Source organism: Microcoleus sp. Pol1C5, assembly GCF_036701115.1.
Classification (GTDB): domain Bacteria; phylum Cyanobacteriota; class Cyanobacteriia; order Cyanobacteriales; family Microcoleaceae; genus Microcoleus.
Window position 1 is genome coordinate 79417 of record NZ_JAUBQE010000005.1, and the last position, 20791, is coordinate 100207.

19 protein-coding genes are annotated in these 20791 nt (G+C 45.9%); 14 read left to right on the forward strand and 5 right to left on the reverse strand.

Annotated features, from left to right (window positions below):
• Nucleotides 1–741: 741 nt before the first annotated feature.
• Nucleotides 742–1551, forward strand: coding sequence for a GAF domain-containing protein (locus QUA23_RS04350; RefSeq protein ID WP_333074137.1), 810 nt, complete (start codon nucleotides 742–744; stop codon nucleotides 1549–1551).
• A 307-nt stretch (nucleotides 1552–1858) separates the two neighbouring features.
• On the opposite strand, the gene QUA23_RS04355 is transcribed toward QUA23_RS04350, so the two are convergent.
• Nucleotides 1859–3397, reverse strand: a complete 1539-nt coding sequence (locus tag QUA23_RS04355; protein WP_333074136.1) for a PAS domain S-box protein — start codon at nucleotides 3395–3397, stop codon at nucleotides 1859–1861.
• Between the two features lie 319 nt (nucleotides 3398–3716).
• Here QUA23_RS04355 and QUA23_RS04360 point away from each other — a divergent pair, with 319 nt between their 5' ends.
• The 8 genes from QUA23_RS04360 (at nucleotide 3717) to QUA23_RS04395 (ending at nucleotide 11980) form a co-directional block, all read left to right on the forward strand.
• Nucleotides 3717–4367 (forward strand): DUF3386 domain-containing protein, encoded by a 651-nt coding sequence (locus QUA23_RS04360; RefSeq protein WP_333074135.1) that lies wholly within the window; start codon nucleotides 3717–3719, stop codon nucleotides 4365–4367.
• Nucleotides 4368–4644: 277 nt separating this feature from the next.
• Nucleotides 4645–4881, forward strand: coding sequence for a NifU family protein (locus tag QUA23_RS04365; RefSeq protein WP_006632519.1), 237 nt, complete (start codon nucleotides 4645–4647; stop codon nucleotides 4879–4881).
• A gap of 178 nt (nucleotides 4882–5059) precedes the next feature.
• On the forward strand, nucleotides 5060–7306 hold the full coding sequence (locus QUA23_RS04370; RefSeq protein ID WP_333074133.1) for a glycoside hydrolase: 2247 nt from the start codon (nucleotides 5060–5062) through the stop codon (nucleotides 7304–7306).
• A 354-nt stretch (nucleotides 7307–7660) separates the two neighbouring features.
• Entirely contained in the window at nucleotides 7661–10228 is a 2568-nt protein-coding gene (locus tag QUA23_RS04375; RefSeq protein WP_333074131.1) for a PAS domain S-box protein, read from the forward strand.
• 11 nt (nucleotides 10229–10239) lie between these two features.
• Nucleotides 10240–10416: a hypothetical protein gene (locus tag QUA23_RS04380; RefSeq protein WP_333093763.1), complete on the forward strand. Its 177-nt coding sequence runs from the start codon at nucleotides 10240–10242 to the stop codon at nucleotides 10414–10416.
• A 171-nt stretch (nucleotides 10417–10587) separates the two neighbouring features.
• Nucleotides 10588–10980: a response regulator gene (locus QUA23_RS04385; RefSeq protein ID WP_190655560.1), complete on the forward strand. Its 393-nt coding sequence runs from the start codon at nucleotides 10588–10590 to the stop codon at nucleotides 10978–10980.
• A gap of 462 nt (nucleotides 10981–11442) precedes the next feature.
• The gene (locus QUA23_RS04390) at nucleotides 11443–11661 is read left to right on the forward strand and encodes a hypothetical protein (protein ID WP_333074130.1); all 219 of its coding nucleotides are present in this window, start codon (nucleotides 11443–11445) and stop codon (nucleotides 11659–11661) included.
• Nucleotides 11662–11857: 196 nt separating this feature from the next.
• Nucleotides 11858–11980 (forward strand): hypothetical protein, encoded by a 123-nt coding sequence (locus QUA23_RS04395; protein ID WP_333074128.1) that lies wholly within the window; start codon nucleotides 11858–11860, stop codon nucleotides 11978–11980.
• Nucleotides 11981–12172: 192 nt separating this feature from the next.
• On the opposite strand, the gene QUA23_RS04400 is transcribed toward QUA23_RS04395, so the two are convergent.
• Nucleotides 12173–12316 carry a chlorophyll a/b-binding protein gene (locus QUA23_RS04400; protein ID WP_015176459.1) on the reverse strand — a complete coding sequence of 48 codons (144 nt, stop codon included), beginning with the start codon at nucleotides 12314–12316 and terminating at the stop codon, nucleotides 12173–12175.
• Between the two features lie 663 nt (nucleotides 12317–12979).
• On the opposite strand from QUA23_RS04400, the gene QUA23_RS04405 reads away from it, so the two are divergent.
• The 3 genes from QUA23_RS04405 (at nucleotide 12980) to QUA23_RS04415 (ending at nucleotide 15099) form a co-directional block, all read left to right on the forward strand.
• The gene (locus QUA23_RS04405; RefSeq protein WP_333074127.1) at nucleotides 12980–13591 is read left to right on the forward strand and encodes an NYN domain-containing protein; all 612 of its coding nucleotides are present in this window, start codon (nucleotides 12980–12982) and stop codon (nucleotides 13589–13591) included.
• 146 nt (nucleotides 13592–13737) lie between these two features.
• Entirely contained in the window at nucleotides 13738–14451 is a 714-nt protein-coding gene (gene rnc, locus QUA23_RS04410; protein WP_333074125.1) for a ribonuclease III, read from the forward strand.
• A gap of 219 nt (nucleotides 14452–14670) precedes the next feature.
• Nucleotides 14671–15099, forward strand: coding sequence for a DUF1824 family protein (locus QUA23_RS04415; protein ID WP_333074123.1), 429 nt, complete (start codon nucleotides 14671–14673; stop codon nucleotides 15097–15099).
• 238 nt (nucleotides 15100–15337) lie between these two features.
• On the opposite strand, the gene glgA is transcribed toward QUA23_RS04415, so the two are convergent.
• The 3 genes from glgA to hemC form a co-directional block, all read right to left on the reverse strand.
• A complete protein-coding gene (glgA, locus tag QUA23_RS04420) occupies nucleotides 15338–16765 on the reverse strand; it encodes a glycogen synthase GlgA (RefSeq protein ID WP_333074121.1) in 1428 nt (475 codons plus the stop codon).
• A gap of 415 nt (nucleotides 16766–17180) precedes the next feature.
• Complete coding sequence (locus QUA23_RS04425; RefSeq protein ID WP_333074119.1) at nucleotides 17181–18008, reverse strand: trypsin-like peptidase domain-containing protein; 828 nt, start codon at nucleotides 18006–18008, stop codon at nucleotides 17181–17183.
• A gap of 357 nt (nucleotides 18009–18365) precedes the next feature.
• Nucleotides 18366–19337, reverse strand: a complete 972-nt coding sequence (gene hemC / locus QUA23_RS04430) for a hydroxymethylbilane synthase (RefSeq protein ID WP_333074118.1) — start codon at nucleotides 19335–19337, stop codon at nucleotides 18366–18368.
• A 528-nt stretch (nucleotides 19338–19865) separates the two neighbouring features.
• Between hemC and QUA23_RS04435 the strand changes: the two genes are divergently transcribed.
• Complete coding sequence (locus QUA23_RS04435; protein WP_333074116.1) at nucleotides 19866–20321, forward strand: type II toxin-antitoxin system antitoxin SocA domain-containing protein; 456 nt, start codon at nucleotides 19866–19868, stop codon at nucleotides 20319–20321.
• Entirely contained in the window at nucleotides 20322–20762 is a 441-nt protein-coding gene (locus QUA23_RS04440) for an MAG6450 family protein (protein WP_333074115.1), read from the forward strand. It abuts the gene before it with no gap.
• Nucleotides 20763–20791: the final 29 nt, after the last annotated feature.

Below are 20791 nucleotides of genomic sequence, written 5' to 3' on the forward strand. Positions count from 1 at the left end.
CACGTTGAAGGAATCAGGAAGCATAAATCAGGAAGCAGCAAAAAGTAAGAATCAACAAAAAATCAGGAAGCAGCAAAAAACAGCTATAGCAGTTATCAAATTTCGTGAGGCACTCGGAAGCTTTCTTACCAATTACAAAACTGTACCTTACTCACTTAAAAATTGCTATATTCCTGTATTTGTGAGTTTTTTTGCCTTAATAAAAGTCATCGATAATTGGTAATTATCTTACAAACACAGTTCGATCGCCCACCAGCGTATAAATTTTGACTTTTATCCGCCGCCAAGCTCCCTCCTTGGGAGTTTTGGACTCCTATCGATCACCCACGCCACTTCCGATCCCCACCCAGAATTGGCATAAATCAAATCCGGGGGATACGGATAACAGCTCATCTTTAATCTATCGGCTGGCAGCTCACACCTCCTAGTAAACCCCCACAACCCGCCAACTTTACAAGAACTTAATGCCTACTTTTAGGACTGATTCAGCTTCCGAATCCCCTACTGTAAAGGATTGTTAAGAAAACTGTTGCATAAAGGACGCTCTCAGTTCTATATGCAGATCGTAAAGATCTTGTAAAGACAGCCCAACTACTTAGTAATTTTTGAAAGCGTGTGGCAATATTTAAGTAGAATTACGTAATTCATAAGTAGGACAGCCGCAGGCTGGCAAATTAAGTAAATTCCTGCTCTGTTGCCGGAGTGGTAAACTTTTGCCAGTCTAGTAGAAAAAGGGTTGCTATGAATCAGCAAATATCAGCTCAATCGCAAAAGCTTTTACTCCAAATTGGCAGAAATATTCGTCGAACCTTGGATATCCATACCATCTGGCAGCAAACAGTTAACACTCTGGGAGAAACACTAGGCGTCAGCCGCTGCATCATTTGTCCCTATGAAAGTTCTAACCTGCAAGTCAAAGTAGCTGCTGAATACTGCCAAGAACCATTTTTACCCATGCTGGGAATGGAAATCTCCCTGACAGCAGCACCTCATTTCCTTCAAGCTCTAGCCACCCTCGAACCGGTGGTAGTAGACTCCTTTGCAGCCAATGACCCTTTTGGGCCACAGTCGCTGCTAGTGGTGGCTACCGCTTACCAAGAGCAACCTAACGGCATAATTAGCTTGCATCAGTGCAAAGGTCGATCGTCGGGGAAGGGTAAGACCGATCGACCTTGGACTCAATGCCAGATCGAATTCGCACAAGAACTCGCCGAGCAAGTAGGAAGTGCGATCGCCCTCGCCACCCTCTACCAAGAGCGCAGCAAGCGAGTACAAGGACTATCCCAGCTCAAAAAGCAATTTTTGTTGAAGGCATCCCACGAGCTCCGCACTCCCCTAAATCACATCATCGGTTATCTACAACTAACCATAGACGACCAAGCTGACGATCCCATAGAGGAGAGAGATTTTATCGAAGAAGCTCACCGTTCGGCTATCCACCTTTCTCAGGTAATTTCCAATATCTTAGATTACATTGAGTTAAGTGAAGCTTGCCAAACTCACGCAGAGTTAGCCACTTTCAGGAGTCAGGAAAAATCTGGGCATCAGTAAACCTTCTAGTGGCGTATTTAACAAGTCTAATATTTACCGTGCCAACAAGTTTTACCCTGGAAAAAGCTGATACTTTATCGATAGATTCCCTAAATAAATTCGGTAGCTGGTTCATAAATTATTTTTAGGGAATTATAGTTTTACACAGTACAGCATAGCAACTACTACACGTAGTAGCCCGGTGTATTTATCATATTATGTCCGCTGGAACAACTCCCATCAAATCGGTTATTTGACCGGAAAGGATATTGCACGCATAAGATTGCGCTTTCGCACTTTTAATGATTTTAACTTGTGCTTGATAGAATTAACCACTGCCCTTTTTTTTCGGAGTTTTTGGAGGGCTGACATATCGCGCCCAAAAAGGTTCTTCCATATCTTTCATCGCTGCTAGTTTTTGGCGTTCTTCCTCTATGCGCTTGCGTTCTGAAAGATCAGAAAATATGTTGATATTGCCGACAGTCTGGCCGCCCGCATCTCGCACGCGTGCGGCCCAAAGCCAAACATCGATCGAACTACCGTCTTTTTTCAACAAAGATATTTCCAAACCGTTTTGCGGTTTGCCATTAGACGCAGACTTTAGAAGCGCGTAAAAATCTTGCTTTTGGCCTTCAGGAATATTCGGTAAAGGTTTCCCTAAAACCTCAGCAGCAGTCCAGCCAAAAAGTTGTTCCGCGGCGCGGTTCCAAACAACGGTATGGCCGTCATTGCTGGTACAGTTAATCGCCAGCGGCGCCGATGCTATCTGGGCTTGCAAAACTTGGTTAACGAGTTGCAGTTTCAATTCTACTTGCTTGCGATCGGTAATTTCCTGACAAGCGCCCCACAAACGGACAACCCGTTCAGCAGTTTTGTCCCACACCACTTGCCAGTAGTCCCGCACCCAGCGCACCTCGCCTTTTTGATTAATAATGCGATACTCATTAGCTCCAGTGCGGCTGAAAGTACAGCCTTCTAACTGTTTAATTAACATTTCTCTGTCGTCGGGATGAACGAGTTCAGAGTTCCACCAACCAAACGATTCTAATTCTTCAGGAACGATCCCGGTGCAGCGCTCAAAAGCTTCTGTCGCCCACTCGCAGGCGAACTTGCCGTCGGGAAGTCCCTTAAAAGAATAGGCAAAATCCGAAGTGATTTGCGACATAACTCTGTAGTGGAGTTCCGACTCTCGGACTGCGATTTCGGCTTGCTTTCGTTCCCCTATTTCCCGCGAATTAATTATAATTCCCTGCACGCTAGAATCGTAAAGCAAACTGTTACCTATCGACTCCATGTAGATCCAAGAACCGTCAGCGTGGCGTTTCCGATATTCGATTGCCCCCCCAATTCCTGGAGATTCTAACAACTTACCAAAATACGTCTGCCAAGCCAGCAAATCGTCTGGATGGATTAACTCGCCGTGAAATTTGCCAATTCTTTCTTCTGGGTTGTAACCCAAAAGCCTCTGTAGCGCTCCGCTGTGGTATCGAACTCGCCCGTCAGAGCCAACAATGCTAATTAGATCGGGAGAATTACGCAGCATAGCTTGCAGTTTAGCTTCACTTTTAGTTAATGCTTGAGTGTCCCTGCGATGCTGGCTGGTTTGTTTTTCCAACTGCTCCCGTAGCTGTCTGATTTGCCCTACTTGCTGGGCTACAGTGCGTTCCAAGAGGCGATTATTTTTTTCACTTTCAACTAGCTTTGCCGCGTTATTTGTGGCGCTTTCAAACAAGCGGCTGCCAGCCATTTCCTGTAGAGAATTTGATAAATATTCCAAAGTTTTTGTAAAAATTGCCTGTTGCGGGTGTGGCAATTCCCTAGCTTGTTCCTGCAATGTTTCTAAGTGTTTATAGACAGTTTCTAGCATTTTATTAAGGGGGGAATCTAATAGTTGCCTGCGGGTGCAACCCTTAAAAAGCGGACACAAGTTTTTTCAACATAACCCCTAACAAAGACTGGTAGGTGGCGATCGACCCATCGCGCTCTCAATAACCAGGCATTTTGGGACTTTATTTTCAAATCATAGCAACCGATAGAGACAGTAAATTCTTGTTGCGCCCTAATTGCCAGCCCAGCAGCACCCCCAAAAAGTGCTCGCCAAGAGTGCGGGTAACTCCCCTACCCAGTGAATGTGGGGCTTCTCGCGGTTAAGCTAAACTAGATGGGTGTCAAGAGAAAGAGGATTTATGACAGAGCAAGCCAACGCTCGCGATTTGTTTCGCGCTGCTTACGAACACCGCTATACCTGGGATGCCAATTTTCCCGGTTACAGTGCCGATATTGAACTCAAACAGGGCGACGAAGTATATACGGGTCATGTTTCCATCAAACCCGACATGAGCGTGGAAGTCAGCGGCATTGAAGATGAGGAAGTGCAGCAAAGCGTCTACACCCAAATGCGCGATATTGTCACCCACCGCAAACGCTCGACATTTGAAAAATCTCACGGCAAAAATAGCTTTACCCTGGGCGAGAAGGACAGCACCGACGCTGTGGACATCTTGGTGCAAGGCGACTCAATGGGCTCGAATTATAAAATCCGAGGTCTCTCAATTTGTCAAGTCAGCCGGGTGATGGGCCGCATGGCTTTCGTAATTGACACACACAAAAGCTTAGAGACACCCGAAGGTTCTTTGGCGACTCACTATGATGCCGTTTTCCGGAACCCCCAAACAGACGAAATCATCAGAGAACTCGAATTTGAAGATACCTTTGAGAAGATAGGCGACTATTATGTCATGACAAAGCAAGTAGTTCGAGCAAAAGAAAAAGGTCAACTGACAACAACCGAGTTCAACTACTCCAACGTCAAACTGCTAGAACCAGCAGTAGTGTAGCGCGATCGAAAACCCAATTTCTTAAATAAAACGGGTTTTTTGGATAACGTATCAGAATCAACTTGATTTGGCAGCAAGTAACGCTACGATCGAACTAGAGAGCGAATTCAGATCGAGCATCAGCATGACAGAAACCGGGCTTCCGGCAGCTAGTTCACCTGAGTGCACAAGTCTTTTGTCAAGGAACCCGGTTTCTTAAATCTCGTGCGGTTGAGAATGCTGCCCTTGAGTCAAATAGAACAAAATCAACTGCAAGAAATCATCACAGAGGCGAAATATGACACTAGCACTAACCAGAGATAACGTCGAAACAGTTCTCGATGAAATGCGCCCCTACTTGATATCCGACGGCGGCAACGTCGAACTCGTAGAAATCGACGGCCCAGTCGTACACCTGAGACTGCAAGGAGCTTGCGGCTCTTGCCCGAGTTCCACAATGACTCTGAGAATGGGCATTGAACGCCGCCTGCGCGAGGCCATCCCAGAAATTGCCGAAGTCGAACAGGTAATGTAATTAGTCAGTTGGCAATTGGCAGTTGGCAGTTGACTGTTGACGTTTGACAGTTGACTGTTGACTGTTACCAATTACCAACATTTAATTGCCAATTACTAATTACCAAATTTAATTACCAATTACCAATTACCAATTACCCAATTCAATTACCAATTACCAATTACCAATTACAAATTCAATGTCTCACCCTCTTTATGTAGCCTTCATTTGGCACCAACACCAACCGCTATACAAATCCCGAGTATCAGGTAGCGCAGGAGCAGCGCAGTACCGACTGCCTTGGGTGCGCTTGCACGGAGTCAAAGACTACTTGGATTTAGTGCTAATGCTGGCAAAATATCCAAACCTGCATCAAACAGTAAACTTGGTTCCCTCATTGATTTTGCAGATAGAAGACTGCATCGCAGACAGAGCATTAGACCCTTACTTGACGGTGACATTAAAGCCAACAGAAATTTTAACCATCCCAGAACAAGAGTTCATTTTAGAACACTTCTTTGACGCCAATTACCACACTCTGATTCAGCCGCATCCCCGCTACGCTCAACTCTACACTCAGCGGCAGGAAAAAGGCATTCAGTGGTGTTTGGCAAACTGGAAATTGCAGGATTTTAGCGACTTGCTGGCGTGGCACAATTTAGCTTGGATTGACCCGCTGTTTTGGGACGACCCCGAAATTGCAGGGTGGCTGAAACAAGGACAAAATTTTAGTTTGGTAGACCGAAAAAACATCTACTCAAAACAAAAAGAAATCCTCGCTCGCATCATTCCCCAGCACCGTAAAATGCAAGCTGAGGGACAGTTAGAAGTCTCCACAACCCCCTACACGCACCCGATTTTACCGCTGCTTGCCGACACTAATGGCGGCCGCATAGCTATTCCAAACATGACGCTGCCACAACACAGGTTTCAGTGGGAAGAAGATATTCCCCGACACCTGAGAAAAGCCTGGGAAATGTATGAAGATCGGTTTGATTGCCAACCGCGCGGTTTGTGGCCGTCGGAACAAGCAGTCAGCCCGGAAATTTTGCCCTACATTGCCAAACAAGGCTTTAAATGGATAGTCTCGGACGAAGCAGTATTGGGGTGGACAATTAAACACTTTTTCAACCGCGACGCGACAGGGAATGTCTACGAACCAGAATTCTTATATCGCCCTTACCGTTTAGAAACTCCTGACGGTGATTTAGCCATAGTATTTAGAGACCACAGATTGTCCGACTTGATCGGGTTTACCTACGGTTCGATGGAACCGGAAAAAGCAGCATCAGATTTAGTGGGACACTTAGAAGCGATCGGCAGAACTCTCAAACACCGACAACCCGACGGTCAAACAGCTTTAGAAAATCCCTGGTTAGTGACGATCGCCCTAGACGGCGAAAATTGCTGGGAATTCTATCCCCAAGACGGCAAACCGTTCTTAGAATCTCTCTATCAAACTCTCAGCGACAATCCAGATATCAAATTAGTCACAGTCTCGGAATTTCTCGACAAATTCCCAGCAACCGAAACAATTCCCGCAGCCCAACTGCACACCGGTTCCTGGGTGGACGGTTCTCTGACCACTTGGATCGGCGATCCGGCAAAAAATCGCGCTTGGGACTTGTTAGGGCCCGCGAGACAAATGCTGGCAAACCATCCAGAGGCCACAGAAGAAAGCAACCCAGAAGCTTGGGAAGCGCTTTATGCGGCCGAAGGTTCCGACTGGTTCTGGTGGTTTGGCGAAGGCCACACGTCGAACCAAGACGCCATGTTCGACCAGCTATTTCGGGAACACGTAGCGGGAATTTACGAAGCTCTCGGCGAACCCGTACCCCCGGAAGTGCGACGGCAAGTAGAGGTGCACGAGGTTCAAGGCGACCACCTGCCGCTGAGCTTTATTCACCCGGTGATTGACGGTATCGGCAACGAACAGGATTGGGACAAAGCCGGCCGGATTGAAGTTGGGGGAGCAAGGGGTACGATGCACCGGAGTTCGGCAATTCAGCGCCTTTGGTACGGGGTTGACCACTTAAATTTTTACATTCGTGCCGACTTCAAGGTAGGGGTGCGGCCGGGAATTGATTGCCCGCAGCAGTTAAATTTGTTCTGGTTTTATCCCGATCGCACGATGCACAACAGTCTGATTCCGCTGTCGGGTTTGCCTGACGAAGCACCGCTAAATTATCGATACCACCATCAGTTAGAGATTAATTTGCTGACGAAATCGATTTGGTTTCAGGAAGCAGAAGACGGCGATCGGTGGCAGCCCCGCATTAGCCGCGCCCAAGTGGGAGTGGATAAATGTTTGGAGGTAGCAGTGCCTTGGGCGGATTTGCAGATTATGCCCGACTGGCAGGTGAGGCTGATTGCGGTTTTATCGGAAGGGAGTTGTTACTCTAGCTGTATGCCGGAAGATGCTTTGATTCCGATCGGAATGCCGTAAAAAGTCATTAGTCATTAGTCATTAGCCTGTAGGGGCGGGTTTCACCAGCTTTCATAGAACTGACAACCCAAATAAATATAAACCCGCCCCCTGAATTAGTAATTAGTCATTAGTCATTTCTTGAACCAACAAACAATTAAATAATTATCAAATTATATTAAATTGGGGCTTCAACTCTGGCTACTTAATGCCTCGATCATTTCGATCGCGTCCGGTTGATCTAAGGCTATAAAATTTGTTTGTAGTGAGGGCTTAATTTCTCATAAAAAACAGGACTTAAGTCCTCGCTACAAAAGATATAATAGTTAATTTACCGGACATCATATCATTAGTCATGGGGAAATTAACACACTAATGAGCCGCATTTTACTCTTGGTCGATCGCCAGCAACAACTTAATTTGCCGATCGCCCACCTCAACACCGAGCATGAGGTGCTCGTACTCGATCGCGCTTTAGATCCAAACTCCGAATTTCCCTTTCCCCAAATCGCTTTTGACTTGTGCATTCTCGACGAGGCAAATTTCGATCGCATCGGACCGCTGGTAGAATCATTAAAAGCTGCCGCTGAGCCGATATTTTTACCGTTTTTGCTTGTTAGTAAATCCCAAACGCCTGCTCTTTTGGAGCAGCCATTTTCGCAGCAGGCAAAACCACTAGAACGCAGAATAGACGATTTGATAGTAACTCCCGCCGAACCTGCCCAACTGCATTTGCGGGTAGAAAATTTGTTGGCGCGCAGGCGGCTGTCCCTAGAACTCCACAAACTTCAGGAAGTAATTAAGGAAAGAACTTTTACAGAAAGTTTGTTAAAGGACTCGCTGCAAACGGCAAACGAAAACCTGCAACGGGAAATCGCCAAGCGGACGCAGGTAGAAGCTGCAGGGCGAGAAAACTCCTATCTCGACTTGCTGATGAATGCCATGCCAGATATTGTCTGCTTCAAAGATGGCGAGGGCAGGTGGCAGGAGGCAAATCGAGCGATATTGGAAGTGTTCGAGCTAGAAAAAATAGACTACCGCAGCCTCAAAGATTCTCAGCTAGGAGAACTCAGCAGTTTTTACCGGGAGGCCCTACAGGCGTGCGAGGTGAGCGATCGAGAAGCGTGGGAAAAAGGTACCCTTTCTAGGGGGGAAGAAATAATTCCCCGATCGGACGGTACTGTGAAAATTTACGACGTGATTAAGGTACCCGTATTTCATCCCGACGGCAGACGCAAAAGTATAGTGATTTTGGGTCGGGACATTACCGAACACAAGCAAACTAGAGACGAACTCGTGCGCTTGGCGTCGATTGTCGAGTCTTCCGACGACGGCATCGTCGGCAAAACCCTCGCCGGGACTATTCAGAGCTGGAACGCAGGAGCCGAGAAGATTTACGGCTACTGTGCCGCGGAAATCAAGGGCCAGTCGATCGAGATTTTAGCCATACCCGAACGCCCCAAGGAAATGCCGCAAATTCTGGAAAATATTAGGGCTGGAGCAAGCATCGACCATTATGAAACCGTGCACTTGCGGAAAGACGGTCAACAGATAGATGTGTCCCTGACGATTTCTCCGATTAAAGACGCCACTGGAGCGGTAACGGGCGTTTCCACAATCGCTCGCGACATCAGCGACAGCAAGCGAGTCGAAAAAGCCTTTGAACAACTCCGCCACCAAACAGAAATGATTTTGTTCTCCGCAGGAGAAGGAATTTGCGGGTTGAACAAAGAGGGAAAAGTAACTTTTGTCAATCCTGCGGCGGTGAGAATGGCTGGGTGTGAATCGAAGCAATTGATCGATCGACCACTCTATGAAAGCTTACACCGTGTACAGGAAGAATGCTCAAAGGCGATCCAGCAACTCTCACCTGCAACAGACATCAATTCAGGCTCTGGACTTGTCCCACACTGCGCCGCACCGCAGGCGGGCAAACTGCTGCCGAACCGGGTAAGTTCTCAAATTTTAGCCACCTTGGAAGACGGAGAGGCGCGGCGCGTCACCGATGAGATTTTTTGGCGGCGAGACGGCAGCAGTTTTCCGGTTGAGTACGTTGTCGCTCCGATGCGAGAAGAAGGCGAAATTATTGGAGCTGTGGTGACTTTTAAAGATATCACCGATCGGCTTGCCGTCGAGCGCATGAAAGATGAATTCATCTCTGTTGTCAGCCACGAACTGCGGACACCCATGACCTCAATTCACGGCGCCCTGGGCCTCCTCAACAGCGGCCTGCTGGACGCTTACCCCCAGAAAGCTAAGCGGATGCTGGAGATTGCTGTCACTAACACTGACCGTTTGGTGCGCTTGGTCAACGACATCCTAGATTTAGAACGGATGGAGTCAAGTTACAGCACTGCCGTCAAACAAACTTGCAATGTGGCTGAGCTGATGTTGCAGGCGGCTGACGAGATGCAAGGAATGGCTCAGCAGGCGGGAATTACTCTGTCGGTGAAGCCTGTAGGGGCGCAATTGCAAGCTGTTCCCGATCGGCTAATTCAAGCCTTGACAAATTTACTCAGTAATGCTATAAAATTTTCTCCCTCCGGCGCTACGGTTTGGCTGAGCGGGGAGTTGACCCACAATCCGGATTTGGCAGAAAAAGCAGCCCACAAGTCGGTGTCGTCTCCGTCTTTGTTGTCTCCTGAGCCTGCCGCCGCGCCTCCGCACTTGCCAGGGACGAGCTCGTGGTACATCGTGATTGCTGTGAAAGACCAAGGGCGGGGTATTCCGCCAGACAAACTGGAGATGGTCTTTGAACGCTTTCAACAAGTTGATGCTTCTGATTCTCGCCAGAAGGGAGGTACTGGTTTGGGGCTGGCTATTTGTCGCAGTATTGTGCAGCAGCACGGGGGGCGGATGTGGGTGGAGAGTGTTGTGGGGGAGGGCAGCAGTTTTTTCTTAAGTCTGCCACTTCTCAGGGAGGGGCTTGCAAATGAAAGTTAATTACTACCCAGGTGTACCCAAAGTTACTGATTTTGTGCAGATTGTTCGATCGAGTCATCGACAAACAATCTCAGCCTTTTCTGCTGTTTGGGGAAAGCAGGCAAAAAGCGCGATTTGAGGTGGAAAAGCGGCTTTTTTTGGGTGGGATATTTTACAGCAACCGCGCCAGACGGTTAGGATGTTCTTAGTTGAAATCCTGCCGCTGGATGGCAACTTCGGTCTTCCTTGTTCCTTCTTTCTTCAACATCTGCTATACAGTTTTGAAAATTTACTGTAAAGTCTGATCGGCTAAAATAATTTGCTTTACAAAATATTCACATTTCGCCTCTAATCTGTGATCAGTTCTCATTTCTAAAAAAATGTTAATTTTGACTGCCAAGCGCATCTTGGTTATTGACGATGCGGAAGATATTCGGGAAGTAGCTCAAGTCAGTCTTGAACTGGTAGGGGGCTGGGAAGTCCTGACAGCGAGTTCGGGCCGCGAGGGCGTTGCTAAGGCTCTTGCCGAACAGCCTGATGCTATTCTATTGGACGTGATGATGCCCGACCAAGACGGGCCTACTACTTTTCTACAGTTACAAGCTAATAAGGCTACGCAGCACATTCCGGTAATTTTATTGACAGCTAAGGCTCTGGCTGGGGACAGGCGGATGTTCGCGGATTTGGGGGTGGTGAGCGTGATTGCCAAGCCTTTTGAACCGATGTTTTTGGCGGCTCAGGTCGCTGAGGCTTTGGGCTGGGAGCAAGAATAGATCGATCGCGCGCCTTGAATTGTACAGTTTTTCAAGCAGTAGTTTTGCAGGCAAAGATAGTTAAAAAAACTTGCTTTCTTTGGTATCGTTCCTGAGATCGAATCGGGTCGATCGGACAGGATATATGTAGCGACTTAGGCGCCGTGCCTTTCGTCTTGTCAGCTTAAGACAAAAAACCTCAGTCCGGTATCAATTTCAACCCTGTTGGTGTTGGGGTGAAATTGATACAAATTATGGATGCCTAAGTTCCTATTGGTACTGCGCTTATTTAACGGCATTCGACCTCAGCCATGAACTGAATATTCCTGTGGGTTTCTCGGACAAATATAAGCTGGCAGGATTATTTTACTTTTTGTAACAACTCACTCGTCTTCATAAGTTCTTCAGGTTTTAGTTTTATGTTTAAGCAGAACGTCAGGGATCGCTCCTGACTGTTGGCAGACACATTGGGAGAAGACGATTATGCCCTCAGCTTACATTTTGCTACTAATAGTTTCTCTGGCAGCAGTCTGGGTTTACTGGCAAACCTCTCAAGATATTTTTGTTCTTGTGGCTTGGGCCGGGCTGGGTTGTTTTATTTGGGGTTTCTCTTGGGCTCCTTGGAGCGTTCAGCTTTTGATTGTGGTGTTACTCTTAGGCCTCCAAAAGTTCTACTTGCGCGACGCTCAAAGCTGTGAGTGAAAGAGATGTTTGATTTTTGTGCCTGGAATTGAGATATGCAGGCATTCGTGAATCTCTCTAATGATTTGGTTATCGCTCCATATCTTCAAAAAAGGTTTAAAATATCATGAATAGTTGCCCTTGTTGCTCCTCTAAATTGCTCCGCCACGCTCGCCACAATCGCGTTTATTGGTTCTGCTCGCACTGCTGGCAGGAAATGCCCGATCTGTCGGAGATGATTTTAGGTAACAGCGTGCGGACTCACAAACGCGACGGTTTGGTGAAGGTGGCGACTTTGACTCCTAAATTGAGGATTTTTGAGTCTGTAGAAATTGCTTAGTTTGCTGGAGTTAGTCTCGCGATAAATATTGAGACGGAAAAGATTTTTGATTGTCCCATCTGTTAGATGTTTTGATAAAAAATGCAAAAGCCCCTTCCGTGTGAAGTGAAGGGGACTTAATAGCGGGGGGGCTTTTGCACTTGTGATGGGGTCGATCGTCTGAATTTCAGCTATTGTATGCAGAAGAGCTGATTACATCAAACCGATTTGAGAGAGAATGCCTTGACCGGTGAGGAATTCGGTAGCTAAACCGATAACGAAGCCCAACATTGCCAAACGGCCGTTCCAGGTTTCAGCAAACTCAGTGAAGCCAACTTTTGCGTCTTTGTTTTCCATGACCAGAAACCTCGTTTAATTTCAACCTTATGTAACTAAACTTAACACAGCAGTACAAAGTTTGCAACATATTTTTACATTTACTGTTCAAATGCCGGAGATCAGCGGGATGGACCCGCAGGGAGAGGGGTTCGCGGGGGGAGGGGGAGAAGGGTTTTTATGTGGGAACGGTCGATCGGTGTCAAATTGGCGAAAAGCTTGGTGAGATGTCTAAGGATGTAAAAAAATTATTGGGAGTTAATACTTGACATTCAATAATTAGAAGGCTAGGTTAAAAATGCAGCTAAAACTAAATATCGCATTCAAAATTAAGGAATGTTGATTGAGTCGTCTTAGCTACAGGGTTTATATAGCAATCCTAAGTCAGTTATGAACGTGGTTCAGGCTTCTAGCCTAGACGGGCTCTCCAGCCCATCCCACAAGTGATTTAGGAGGGCTATAGAACTGGGGCAAGTTTCTAGCGCCCCGTTGAGGAGAAAGTACGTCTAATGTCGTTTTAACAAGTTGATACAAGCTTGAGAAAATCAAAACATTATTGAGTTCAATTTCTTTTCAACGGGGTGCTACTAAGCTCGTTCCAGTTCAGTAAATCCTGTAGCTAAGACGCTAATCAAATCCTACAAAATCACACTATTTTGTAGTAAGAGATTGTCCTGTGCCGAGATGTTCATTTTTGAGCAAACCCACAGACAACGTTCCATTAATCCTAGATGCGCGATATGTCGAGGCTGTCCAGTCAACCTCTTTGTAGGACATAATCAAATGACGGACAATCATCGAACCTCAAACCCATCAACCGACCAACAGCAAGCTTTAGTTTCCATTTATTGGGATTATGAGAACATCCCAAATGCAAAGCAAGCCAAAAACTTATTGATTTTTGCTGCTTCATTAGGATATGTAGTTACCAGAAAGGTTTACGACAAGAATTGGCACCAGGAAAATAAAGGTTCTCAAAAAAGGCAACAAACTTTCGTTAATCTTGGCTTCGAGTGTGTTGAGGTATTCCAGAAAATCGATAATGCTGTTGACTTCAGTTTGTTTTTTGACTGTTCGGGTGAAGCAGCAATTAGTCTATATCCACACACATTTATTATTGTGTCTGGAGACGGCAATGGCGAAATACTGATTCCTAAGCTGCAAAACAAGGGTAAAAAGGTGATAATCTTGGCTCGACCAGGTAATGAAAATAAAAATCTGGAAAGGCTGGCAAATGAATTCTATTTTGTGAATGAATTACCGAAGTTGCTTGAGAGTTACAAACGAGCCGCCTAAATATACCTGAAATTTACCTAACCGCCGATAGCTAAAATCCAGTTTATTTGATAAACTAGATTCTCCAAACCTACCGCTATCTGCGGCTCTTTTATGTCCACCTAACAACACCAAAGCCCACAAACAATAACCATTACAAAACTCTTATGCCATTAACTAATCCAACACAAGAGATAGAAATAGCCATTCCTGAATTCCACCATGAAAAACTACTGCGCCAAGCGCTCACCCACCGTTCCTACGTCAACGAAAACCCCACATTCCACGAAGAAGACAACGAACGCTTAGAATTTCTCGGCGATGCCTTGCTGACTTTTCTCAGCGGCGAATATCTTTATCAGCGTCATCCAGAAATGGGAGAAGACCAACTGACTCGCCGGCGTTCTGCATTAGTAGATGAAAAACAATTAGCCAGATTTGCTACTGAAATAGGTTTAGACTTAAAAATGCGGCTCGGAAAAGGAGCTTATAGAGAAGGTGGGATTACCAATCCAAATTTGCTCAGCAGCACTTTTGAAGCATTTATTGGCGCTTACTATCTCGACACGCAAGACATGGACAAAGTTCGCAACTTTGTACGACAAATGTTTGATTCCGTTCCCGAAAATGTTGTGGAAACTCGATCGACTGTAGACTCGAAAAATCGCTTTCAAGAATGGGTACAGGCCAATGGTGACACGACTCCCCCCAAATACGTGACAGTCCAAGCAGGAGGCACACCCCACAAGCCGGAATTTCTCGCTAAAGTTTATGTTGCAGAGAAACTTTATGGAGAAGGTAAAGGCAAAAGCAAAAAAGATGCTGAGAAAAATGCGGCAGAAGATGCGCTAGCAAAGCTGAAAAAACGCGGACTGATCTAAACTTGAAAACGCGGGTAAAAACTACTAGCTTTTTTCTGTGATACGGTCGTTGGCTAAGGCCTCCAAGACGATCGCCCGAATTGATTGCCAGAGTACACAATCGGCTATAATCAGGACTTGTGCAAGTGTTACCGCCGTCAATTGAGGGTTGCAATGGCAGAAATTCGTTGACGAGTGCCCGATTGTCGATCGTAATTTTGGGAAATATCAGAGCAATTCATGTCTACTCAAAACCCGACTACCCTAACTGTTGAAGAAGCACAGCAAATCCTCAAAGATTTCACTTGTCTGGATATGCAATCTGTAGCATCGCCGCTGGAAAAACAGGCACTCCGTCAAGCAATTTTGCTGGTAGCAAGTTTGTCGGATTATCAAATGTTGGGAGTGTGCGCGTCTTCGACGCATGAGGGGTTTTTAGCTTTAGAAGCTTATTTGAAAGCTTTGGGATATCAAGCTGTTTTAGATCCTAATGCTGTCTCGACCTTTGCTGGTTCGGTTTATATTAAGTTCAATACTTTGAAGGGTTCGTATTATGTTGACGGCTATCCCGGAACTTACCGGGGCGTTTTGATTTCGTGTCAATCTGCCTCAGAAGGTGGAGTTAGCGGAACTTACGGTCATTTACCTCTCGATTTATTTGTTGATTAATTTGTCAGTAGTCAGTAGTCAGTAGTCAGTCGATCTATTAAATGGAATCAAAAACCGACTGAAAGCATCCAGGATACAAGCCCCCGGATTCATCCGTGGGGTCAATGCTTCAATCTAAAATCTAAAATCTAAAATCTAAAATCGATTGACTGATGCACCTTACTAAGCTGTAAGTTGCGTCAGTCGATCGCCCTTCGATTCAGTTGAATCAAACACCGACTGACGCACCTTACTAAAATTAACCTTTACCAACGATCAATTCTGGTTCTTGTTCCGGTGCGATTCCTTCCGGCGGCAGTCCCAAAATATCGCTGTACAAGTGGACGTATTTCCGTGCCGAAATATCCCAGCTAAAATCTTCTCTCATGCCGCGCTGTTGCAGTTCTCTCCACTTATCTTTGTAGCGGAAACCTTCCCAAGTTCTGATCATGCAGGTGAACAAGTCGAGGGGTTCGTAGCGATCGAAACAGTAACCGGTACCGGTATTGTCGATCGGGTTGTTGTGGGAAACGGTATCGACTAAACCGCCGGTGCGGCGAACCATTGGTACGCACCCGTAGCGGAGGGCTAGCATTTGGCTAATGCCGCAGGGCTCGAAACGGCTGGGCATCAGGAAGCTGTCGCAGCCTGCGTAAACGCGCCGGGAGAGGGCCTCGTTGTAAAGTAGTTGGGTGGACATCCGACCGGGATAGCGGGCTGTCATTTGCCAGAGTTGGGTTTCGTAGTAGCGATCGCCCGTTCCGAGTACAATAAATTGAGCGTCGGTATAGGCCATGAACAGATCGAGCATTTGAATTATCAAATCCAATCCCTTCTGTTCTACCAGCCGCGTCACCATGCCGATCAAAAAAGCATTTTTATTCACTTCCAAACCGACTTCTTCTTGCAGCGCAATTTTATTAGCGGGGCGCTTTTCAATAGTATCAACACTAAATTGTTGATGGAGGTACTTGTCAGTTGCTGGGTTGTAAGATTCTGTATCAATTCCATTCAAAATGCCCGATACTTTACCGCCGAGGTAAGACAGCAAACCTTCCAAAGTTTCCCCATAAGCTGGGGTTTTGATTTGCTCGGCGTAAGTCGGTGAAACTGTATTTACTCGATCGGCAAACTGTACTGCGGCAGCCATTGTATTGTGACCTTGCATATACCAAGGACACCAAGTCATCTGCTCCAAACGCCAGCGCCACGGCCCTTGATAAGCTAAATTGTGAATAGTAAAAACCGTGCTAATATCAGGGTCTTGGCTCATCCAAACAGGTATCATCCCCGTATGCCAGTCGTGACAGTGGATAATTTGGGGCTTCCAATGATTCCAGGCAAATTCAGCCGCAGCATTGGCAAAGAAAGTGAACCTCCAATCTTCATCTAAACCGCCGTAAACGCGGCGCGGCAAGAAAGATGGATGTTGCATTAAGTATAAAGGTACATCGGTTCCCGGCAAAACACTTTCAAACACCGAGAAGCTTTGGAACATGGCCGACCCATCCCAAACAGGTTTTTTGGGAACATCCATTTTGTCGGGAACAAAACCGTAGTAGGGCATGAAGATGCGGACATCGTGTCCCATGCGCCGCAAAAATTTAGGCAAAGCGCCGACGACATCGCCCATACCGCCCACTTTAGCGAGGGGTGCTGCTTCGGCGGATACAAATAAAATACGCATTATTTTTTTGTGTTCCTTGAGATTGTTAGTCTAGATTAAGTTTAAATGGGGAGCGTCACAATATTAACGCGATCGTGCCAAATAAATAATTTTCGATCCTTATTCTCATATCGGCGTCGGTTCATCTGCAATAAAAAAGAGAGCGATAGCTTTTTGAGGTAACAGTGGCGGGGGATGAAAGTGCGATCGCCCGTACTCCCCTCCCGCGAGAATTTTCCCGATCTAATCAAATTTATCTGTCACTTTCTGAGGGACGGTAAACATCAAAAATTGTAGGCAGTCTGCTCACCTTTACGCATTAGTAAAACTGCACGCAAAGCCATCAGTATGTAATTAAGGAAATAGCGATCGCCTTTTCCGTCCCCTCTGAGAAAAAGGGCGATCGCCCGAATGACATATTACGGATAACTCCCGCCTAATTCTGAGAATTGTCCTCAAAAGTCTCCTCAAATCCCGCTAGAAAATCATCCAAAGCTTCCGAGGCGATCGCCAAATTAATATTATCAGCATCTTCCCATCCCCACGTATTCACCCCAACCACTTGACCTGCCATATTAATCAGCGGCCCGCCGGAATTGCCCGGATTAATCGCCGCATCAGTTTGCAACACCTTCACCTCTCCCACATCATCTTCGTCGTCATCGCCTTCTTCATATTCCTCTGGTTCGCGAATTGCACTGACAATACCTTGAGTTACAGTTGAAGCAAACTGCCCCAAAGGATTGCCCACAGCAATTACTCTATCTCCTACTTTCACATCAAAAGACAACTCTAGGGGAGGGTATTCTTGGGGAGAATCCACTTGTTCCCCTGTGTTCGGGTCGAAGGTAAAATCGCTAATTAAGAGTAAGGCTAAGTCTTCTTCAGCATTACCAGTAAACACCACCTCTGCCAATCTCAATTTTCCGTCGTGAGTTTCGACTAAAACCTGTTCGATTTCATCTTCTTCATAGAAGTAATCTTGATCGGCAATATCTTCTATAACGTGATAGTTCGTGACAATTACGTCCGGCGATACAAAGAACCCGCTTCCAGAAGAAATCTCTTCTTCTGTATCCCAATCCATGACGTAAATTGACACTACCGACGGCAAGACTTGCTCGACTACATCCGACAAATTTCCTGGTTGAGTTTTGAACTCTTTCAATTGCTTCTGCAAAGCTTGTTGGTCGGCCTGCATTTTGCTATACAGTTGCTGAACTTTTTTCAATTCCAGCTTTAATTGAATTTCTCTAGCGCTCATATTGGGCTTTTACCTGAAATAAATTGCTGATTAATTTTGGGTGTTTGATTGTAGATTGTGGATGGGTAGGTTAAGAATTATAAGACTTACGAAAAAAAACCGGTTTTTACCATAAATCTTGGGCTATACAGCGAGACTTACATCAGAAACCGGGTTGCTTAACACCCGTGCGGAGCGTCCTAAATTAGTCAGATATTTTTGAAATCTATCGCGCAAGTCCTACCTAAAATCCCATCAAAAATCTACAACCAGACTGCTACTCTACCTATTTTGCCAAAGCAAACCGCCTGTTATTTTTATTTTACAAAAGGCGATATATCACGTCTAAAAGCATTGACAAAGAGATGGGGATTGGTTTTAGGAACCGCGCTGAACTTGGACAAATATTTCCTCCAAAATTTCACTAGCTCCCTGTTGGCGCAAGCGGTGAGCGAGGTCAATTCCGATCATTTCAGCAGTCTCGGCGGCGCCGGAAACACTATCTTTGACGAACCGCTTGCCGTCGAGACTCGATACCATTCCGGTTAAGGTTAATTGACCGTTTTCTATTTTGGTATTGACGCCGATCGGCACTTGACAGCCACCTTCTAATTCCCGCAGAAATGCGCGTTCGGCATAACATCTTTGGGCAGTTTCCAAGTGTTCGAGAGCTTTAATCACGGCCATGATTTCTGTATCTCCAGCGCGGCATTCGATGCCCAAAGCACCTTGTCCGACGGCGTGAAGGGAGATATCAGCAGGGATAATTTGGTGGATGCGATCGCCCATTCCCAATCTTTCGAGGCCGGCAACTGCTAAAATAATCGCGTCGTAACCGCCCTCATCTAATTTAGCGAGTCTAGTATTGAGATTGCCGCGAATATCTTTAAATTCAAAATGAGGGAAATGGTGCCGCAGTTGAGCTAGCCGCCGCAGGGAAGAAGTGCCGATTACTGCACCTTCTGGGAGGGTGTCGAGTTGCTTGTCTTTGTGCTTGGAGTGAACTACCAGGGCGTCAGCGGGATTTTCCCGTTCGGTGACGCATCCTAAAATTAAACCTTCGGGCAAATTGGTAGGCAAATCTTTGAGGGAATGAACGGCAAAGTCCGTTTCATTGTTAATCATCCCAGTTTCTAATTCTTTGGTGAAAAGTCCTTTATCGCCAATTTTAGCGAGGGCGACATCAAGAATTATGTCCCCTTGGGTGGACATGGTGTGGACTTCAAAAGTGTGTTCCGGGAAGTGTTTCTGTAGCTGTTCTTGCACCCAGTGGGTTTGCACGAGAGCGAGTTGGCTTTTGCGAGAACCGATGCGAACGGTTCGGGAAGGGGCAGATGTGGTTGGGGACATAAGATCGATCGGAGGATAGCTTGAAATCAGCCAATATATTCACCTGATCTAGCGTACCGCAGGTGGGGACTTTAATTGCTCGTTGGGATAATTCGGGCGATAAAATAGAAATACCAGGTTTTGACCGCCTGTGTGAAAAAAGGATGCAATGGTAGGCAAGCTCCAAACCTTTACATAATAAACCATTGCCAATCTAAAATCTAAAATCGTATGATCGCCAGTAGCCGTAAGCCTTGATGATGTTTCCCATCCTGCATTGGGCGTTGCTGGCACGGGGGCGATCGACATTCCGAAGCAAAGGCTGCCGGCGATGTAAGATTTACCTAGGGTCGAGCCGGATGAACCTGGTTGACATGAGGAGTTAGCTTAGCTGCAGCGAGAAAGAATTAGCTCAAAAGTTGCGAGATTTAGAGAGAGAAATGTAGTTGTGAGGGGAAAAGGGCGATCGTAATTGCGATCGTACTTCTAAAGCCACCAAATAGCTTAGCATCAAAAGTGAATTTGTCAAATTACTCAAATCCTAAAACTATGAAAAGTGCTCTTGATGTAGCTCGTTACTTTTTAGGCCGTGTCGATCGAGAAGCAGGCGATACCATTTCTGGGCTGAAACTACAAAAGCTCGTGTATTATGCACAAGCTTGGAGTTTAGTCTTTAGAAGCCAGCCACTATTTCATCAAGATATTGAAGCTTGGGTTTCCGGCCCAGTTGTCCGCGATGTTTGGCATGAGTACAAAGCTTACAAATATAGCGATATTCCGGCTCCCGATAATTTTGAAGAAGAATTCGAGGAAGATGAAATCGAGGTTCTCGAAGAAGTTTGGAATGCTTATGGAGAATTAAGTGCTAAACATCTTGCAGAATTGACGCAATCAGAGACACCTTGGCTCAACGCCCGCAAGGGATTAGAACCTGCGGAAACATCAACTAAAATCATCTCCCGCGAGGATATGAAATCCTGCTATGCACCTTTGGTGGAGGCGTAGGTGGGAAAAAAAAGTCACATACCAAAGCCATCTCAAAAAAAGCAACAAAGTAGAATTCCAGAGCAGGCAACTCAGTTAAATCGACCAAGCAGTACAGATGATGAGCATCCTAGCTTCAGATTTACCTATGCAGATAAAAATCGTTGGCTTTTGTCTGACTGGACATCATCAGAAATCAATGACCTAATTGAAGGACTAAAGAAAATTGAGAAATATACTTGGGGTCAAATCAAAGGTCACGGATCAAAAAAACGAGGTGAATCAGTGGGAACTGGTTATAAGTTGATTAACATTCATCCGACTTTGCCGGACAATATTCCTGAAGATGAGAGGTTATCCGAAATGCGAATTGATGAGAAAAAACGGATATTTGGGTTTCGCGTTCAGTCTGTTTACTACATCATTTGGTTTGACCGCGACCATTCAGTTTGTCCAGAATAAAGTTTATGAGGAGTGAAAAAGGTCGATTC

What these genes read in the sequence shown, in the direction of transcription:
- QUA23_RS04350 (WP_333074137.1), top strand. Translation starts at nt 742, where the DNA reads ATGAATCAGCAAATATCAGCTCAATCGCAAAAGCTTTTACTCCAAATT.
- QUA23_RS04355 (WP_333074136.1), bottom strand. Translation starts at nt 3,397, where the DNA reads ATGCTAGAAACTGTCTATAAACACTTAGAAACATTGCAGGAACAAGCT.
- QUA23_RS04360 (WP_333074135.1), top strand. Translation starts at nt 3,717, where the DNA reads ATGACAGAGCAAGCCAACGCTCGCGATTTGTTTCGCGCTGCTTACGAA.
- QUA23_RS04365 (WP_006632519.1), top strand. Translation starts at nt 4,645, where the DNA reads ATGACACTAGCACTAACCAGAGATAACGTCGAAACAGTTCTCGATGAA.
- QUA23_RS04370 (WP_333074133.1), top strand. Translation starts at nt 5,060, where the DNA reads ATGTCTCACCCTCTTTATGTAGCCTTCATTTGGCACCAACACCAACCG.
- QUA23_RS04375 (WP_333074131.1), top strand. Translation starts at nt 7,661, where the DNA reads ATGAGCCGCATTTTACTCTTGGTCGATCGCCAGCAACAACTTAATTTG.
- QUA23_RS04385 (WP_190655560.1), top strand. Translation starts at nt 10,588, where the DNA reads ATGTTAATTTTGACTGCCAAGCGCATCTTGGTTATTGACGATGCGGAA.
- QUA23_RS04390 (WP_333074130.1), top strand. Translation starts at nt 11,443, where the DNA reads ATGCCCTCAGCTTACATTTTGCTACTAATAGTTTCTCTGGCAGCAGTC.
- QUA23_RS04395 (WP_333074128.1), top strand. Translation starts at nt 11,858, where the DNA reads ATGCCCGATCTGTCGGAGATGATTTTAGGTAACAGCGTGCGGACTCAC.
- QUA23_RS04400 (WP_015176459.1), bottom strand. Translation starts at nt 12,316, where the DNA reads ATGGAAAACAAAGACGCAAAAGTTGGCTTCACTGAGTTTGCTGAAACC.
- QUA23_RS04405 (WP_333074127.1), top strand. Translation starts at nt 12,980, where the DNA reads ATGTTCATTTTTGAGCAAACCCACAGACAACGTTCCATTAATCCTAGA.
- rnc (WP_333074125.1), top strand. Translation starts at nt 13,738, where the DNA reads ATGCCATTAACTAATCCAACACAAGAGATAGAAATAGCCATTCCTGAA.
- QUA23_RS04415 (WP_333074123.1), top strand. Translation starts at nt 14,671, where the DNA reads ATGTCTACTCAAAACCCGACTACCCTAACTGTTGAAGAAGCACAGCAA.
- glgA (WP_333074121.1), bottom strand. Translation starts at nt 16,765, where the DNA reads ATGCGTATTTTATTTGTATCCGCCGAAGCAGCACCCCTCGCTAAAGTG.
- QUA23_RS04425 (WP_333074119.1), bottom strand. Translation starts at nt 18,008, where the DNA reads ATGAGCGCTAGAGAAATTCAATTAAAGCTGGAATTGAAAAAAGTTCAG.
- hemC (WP_333074118.1), bottom strand. Translation starts at nt 19,337, where the DNA reads ATGTCCCCAACCACATCTGCCCCTTCCCGAACCGTTCGCATCGGTTCT.
- QUA23_RS04435 (WP_333074116.1), top strand. Translation starts at nt 19,866, where the DNA reads ATGAAAAGTGCTCTTGATGTAGCTCGTTACTTTTTAGGCCGTGTCGAT.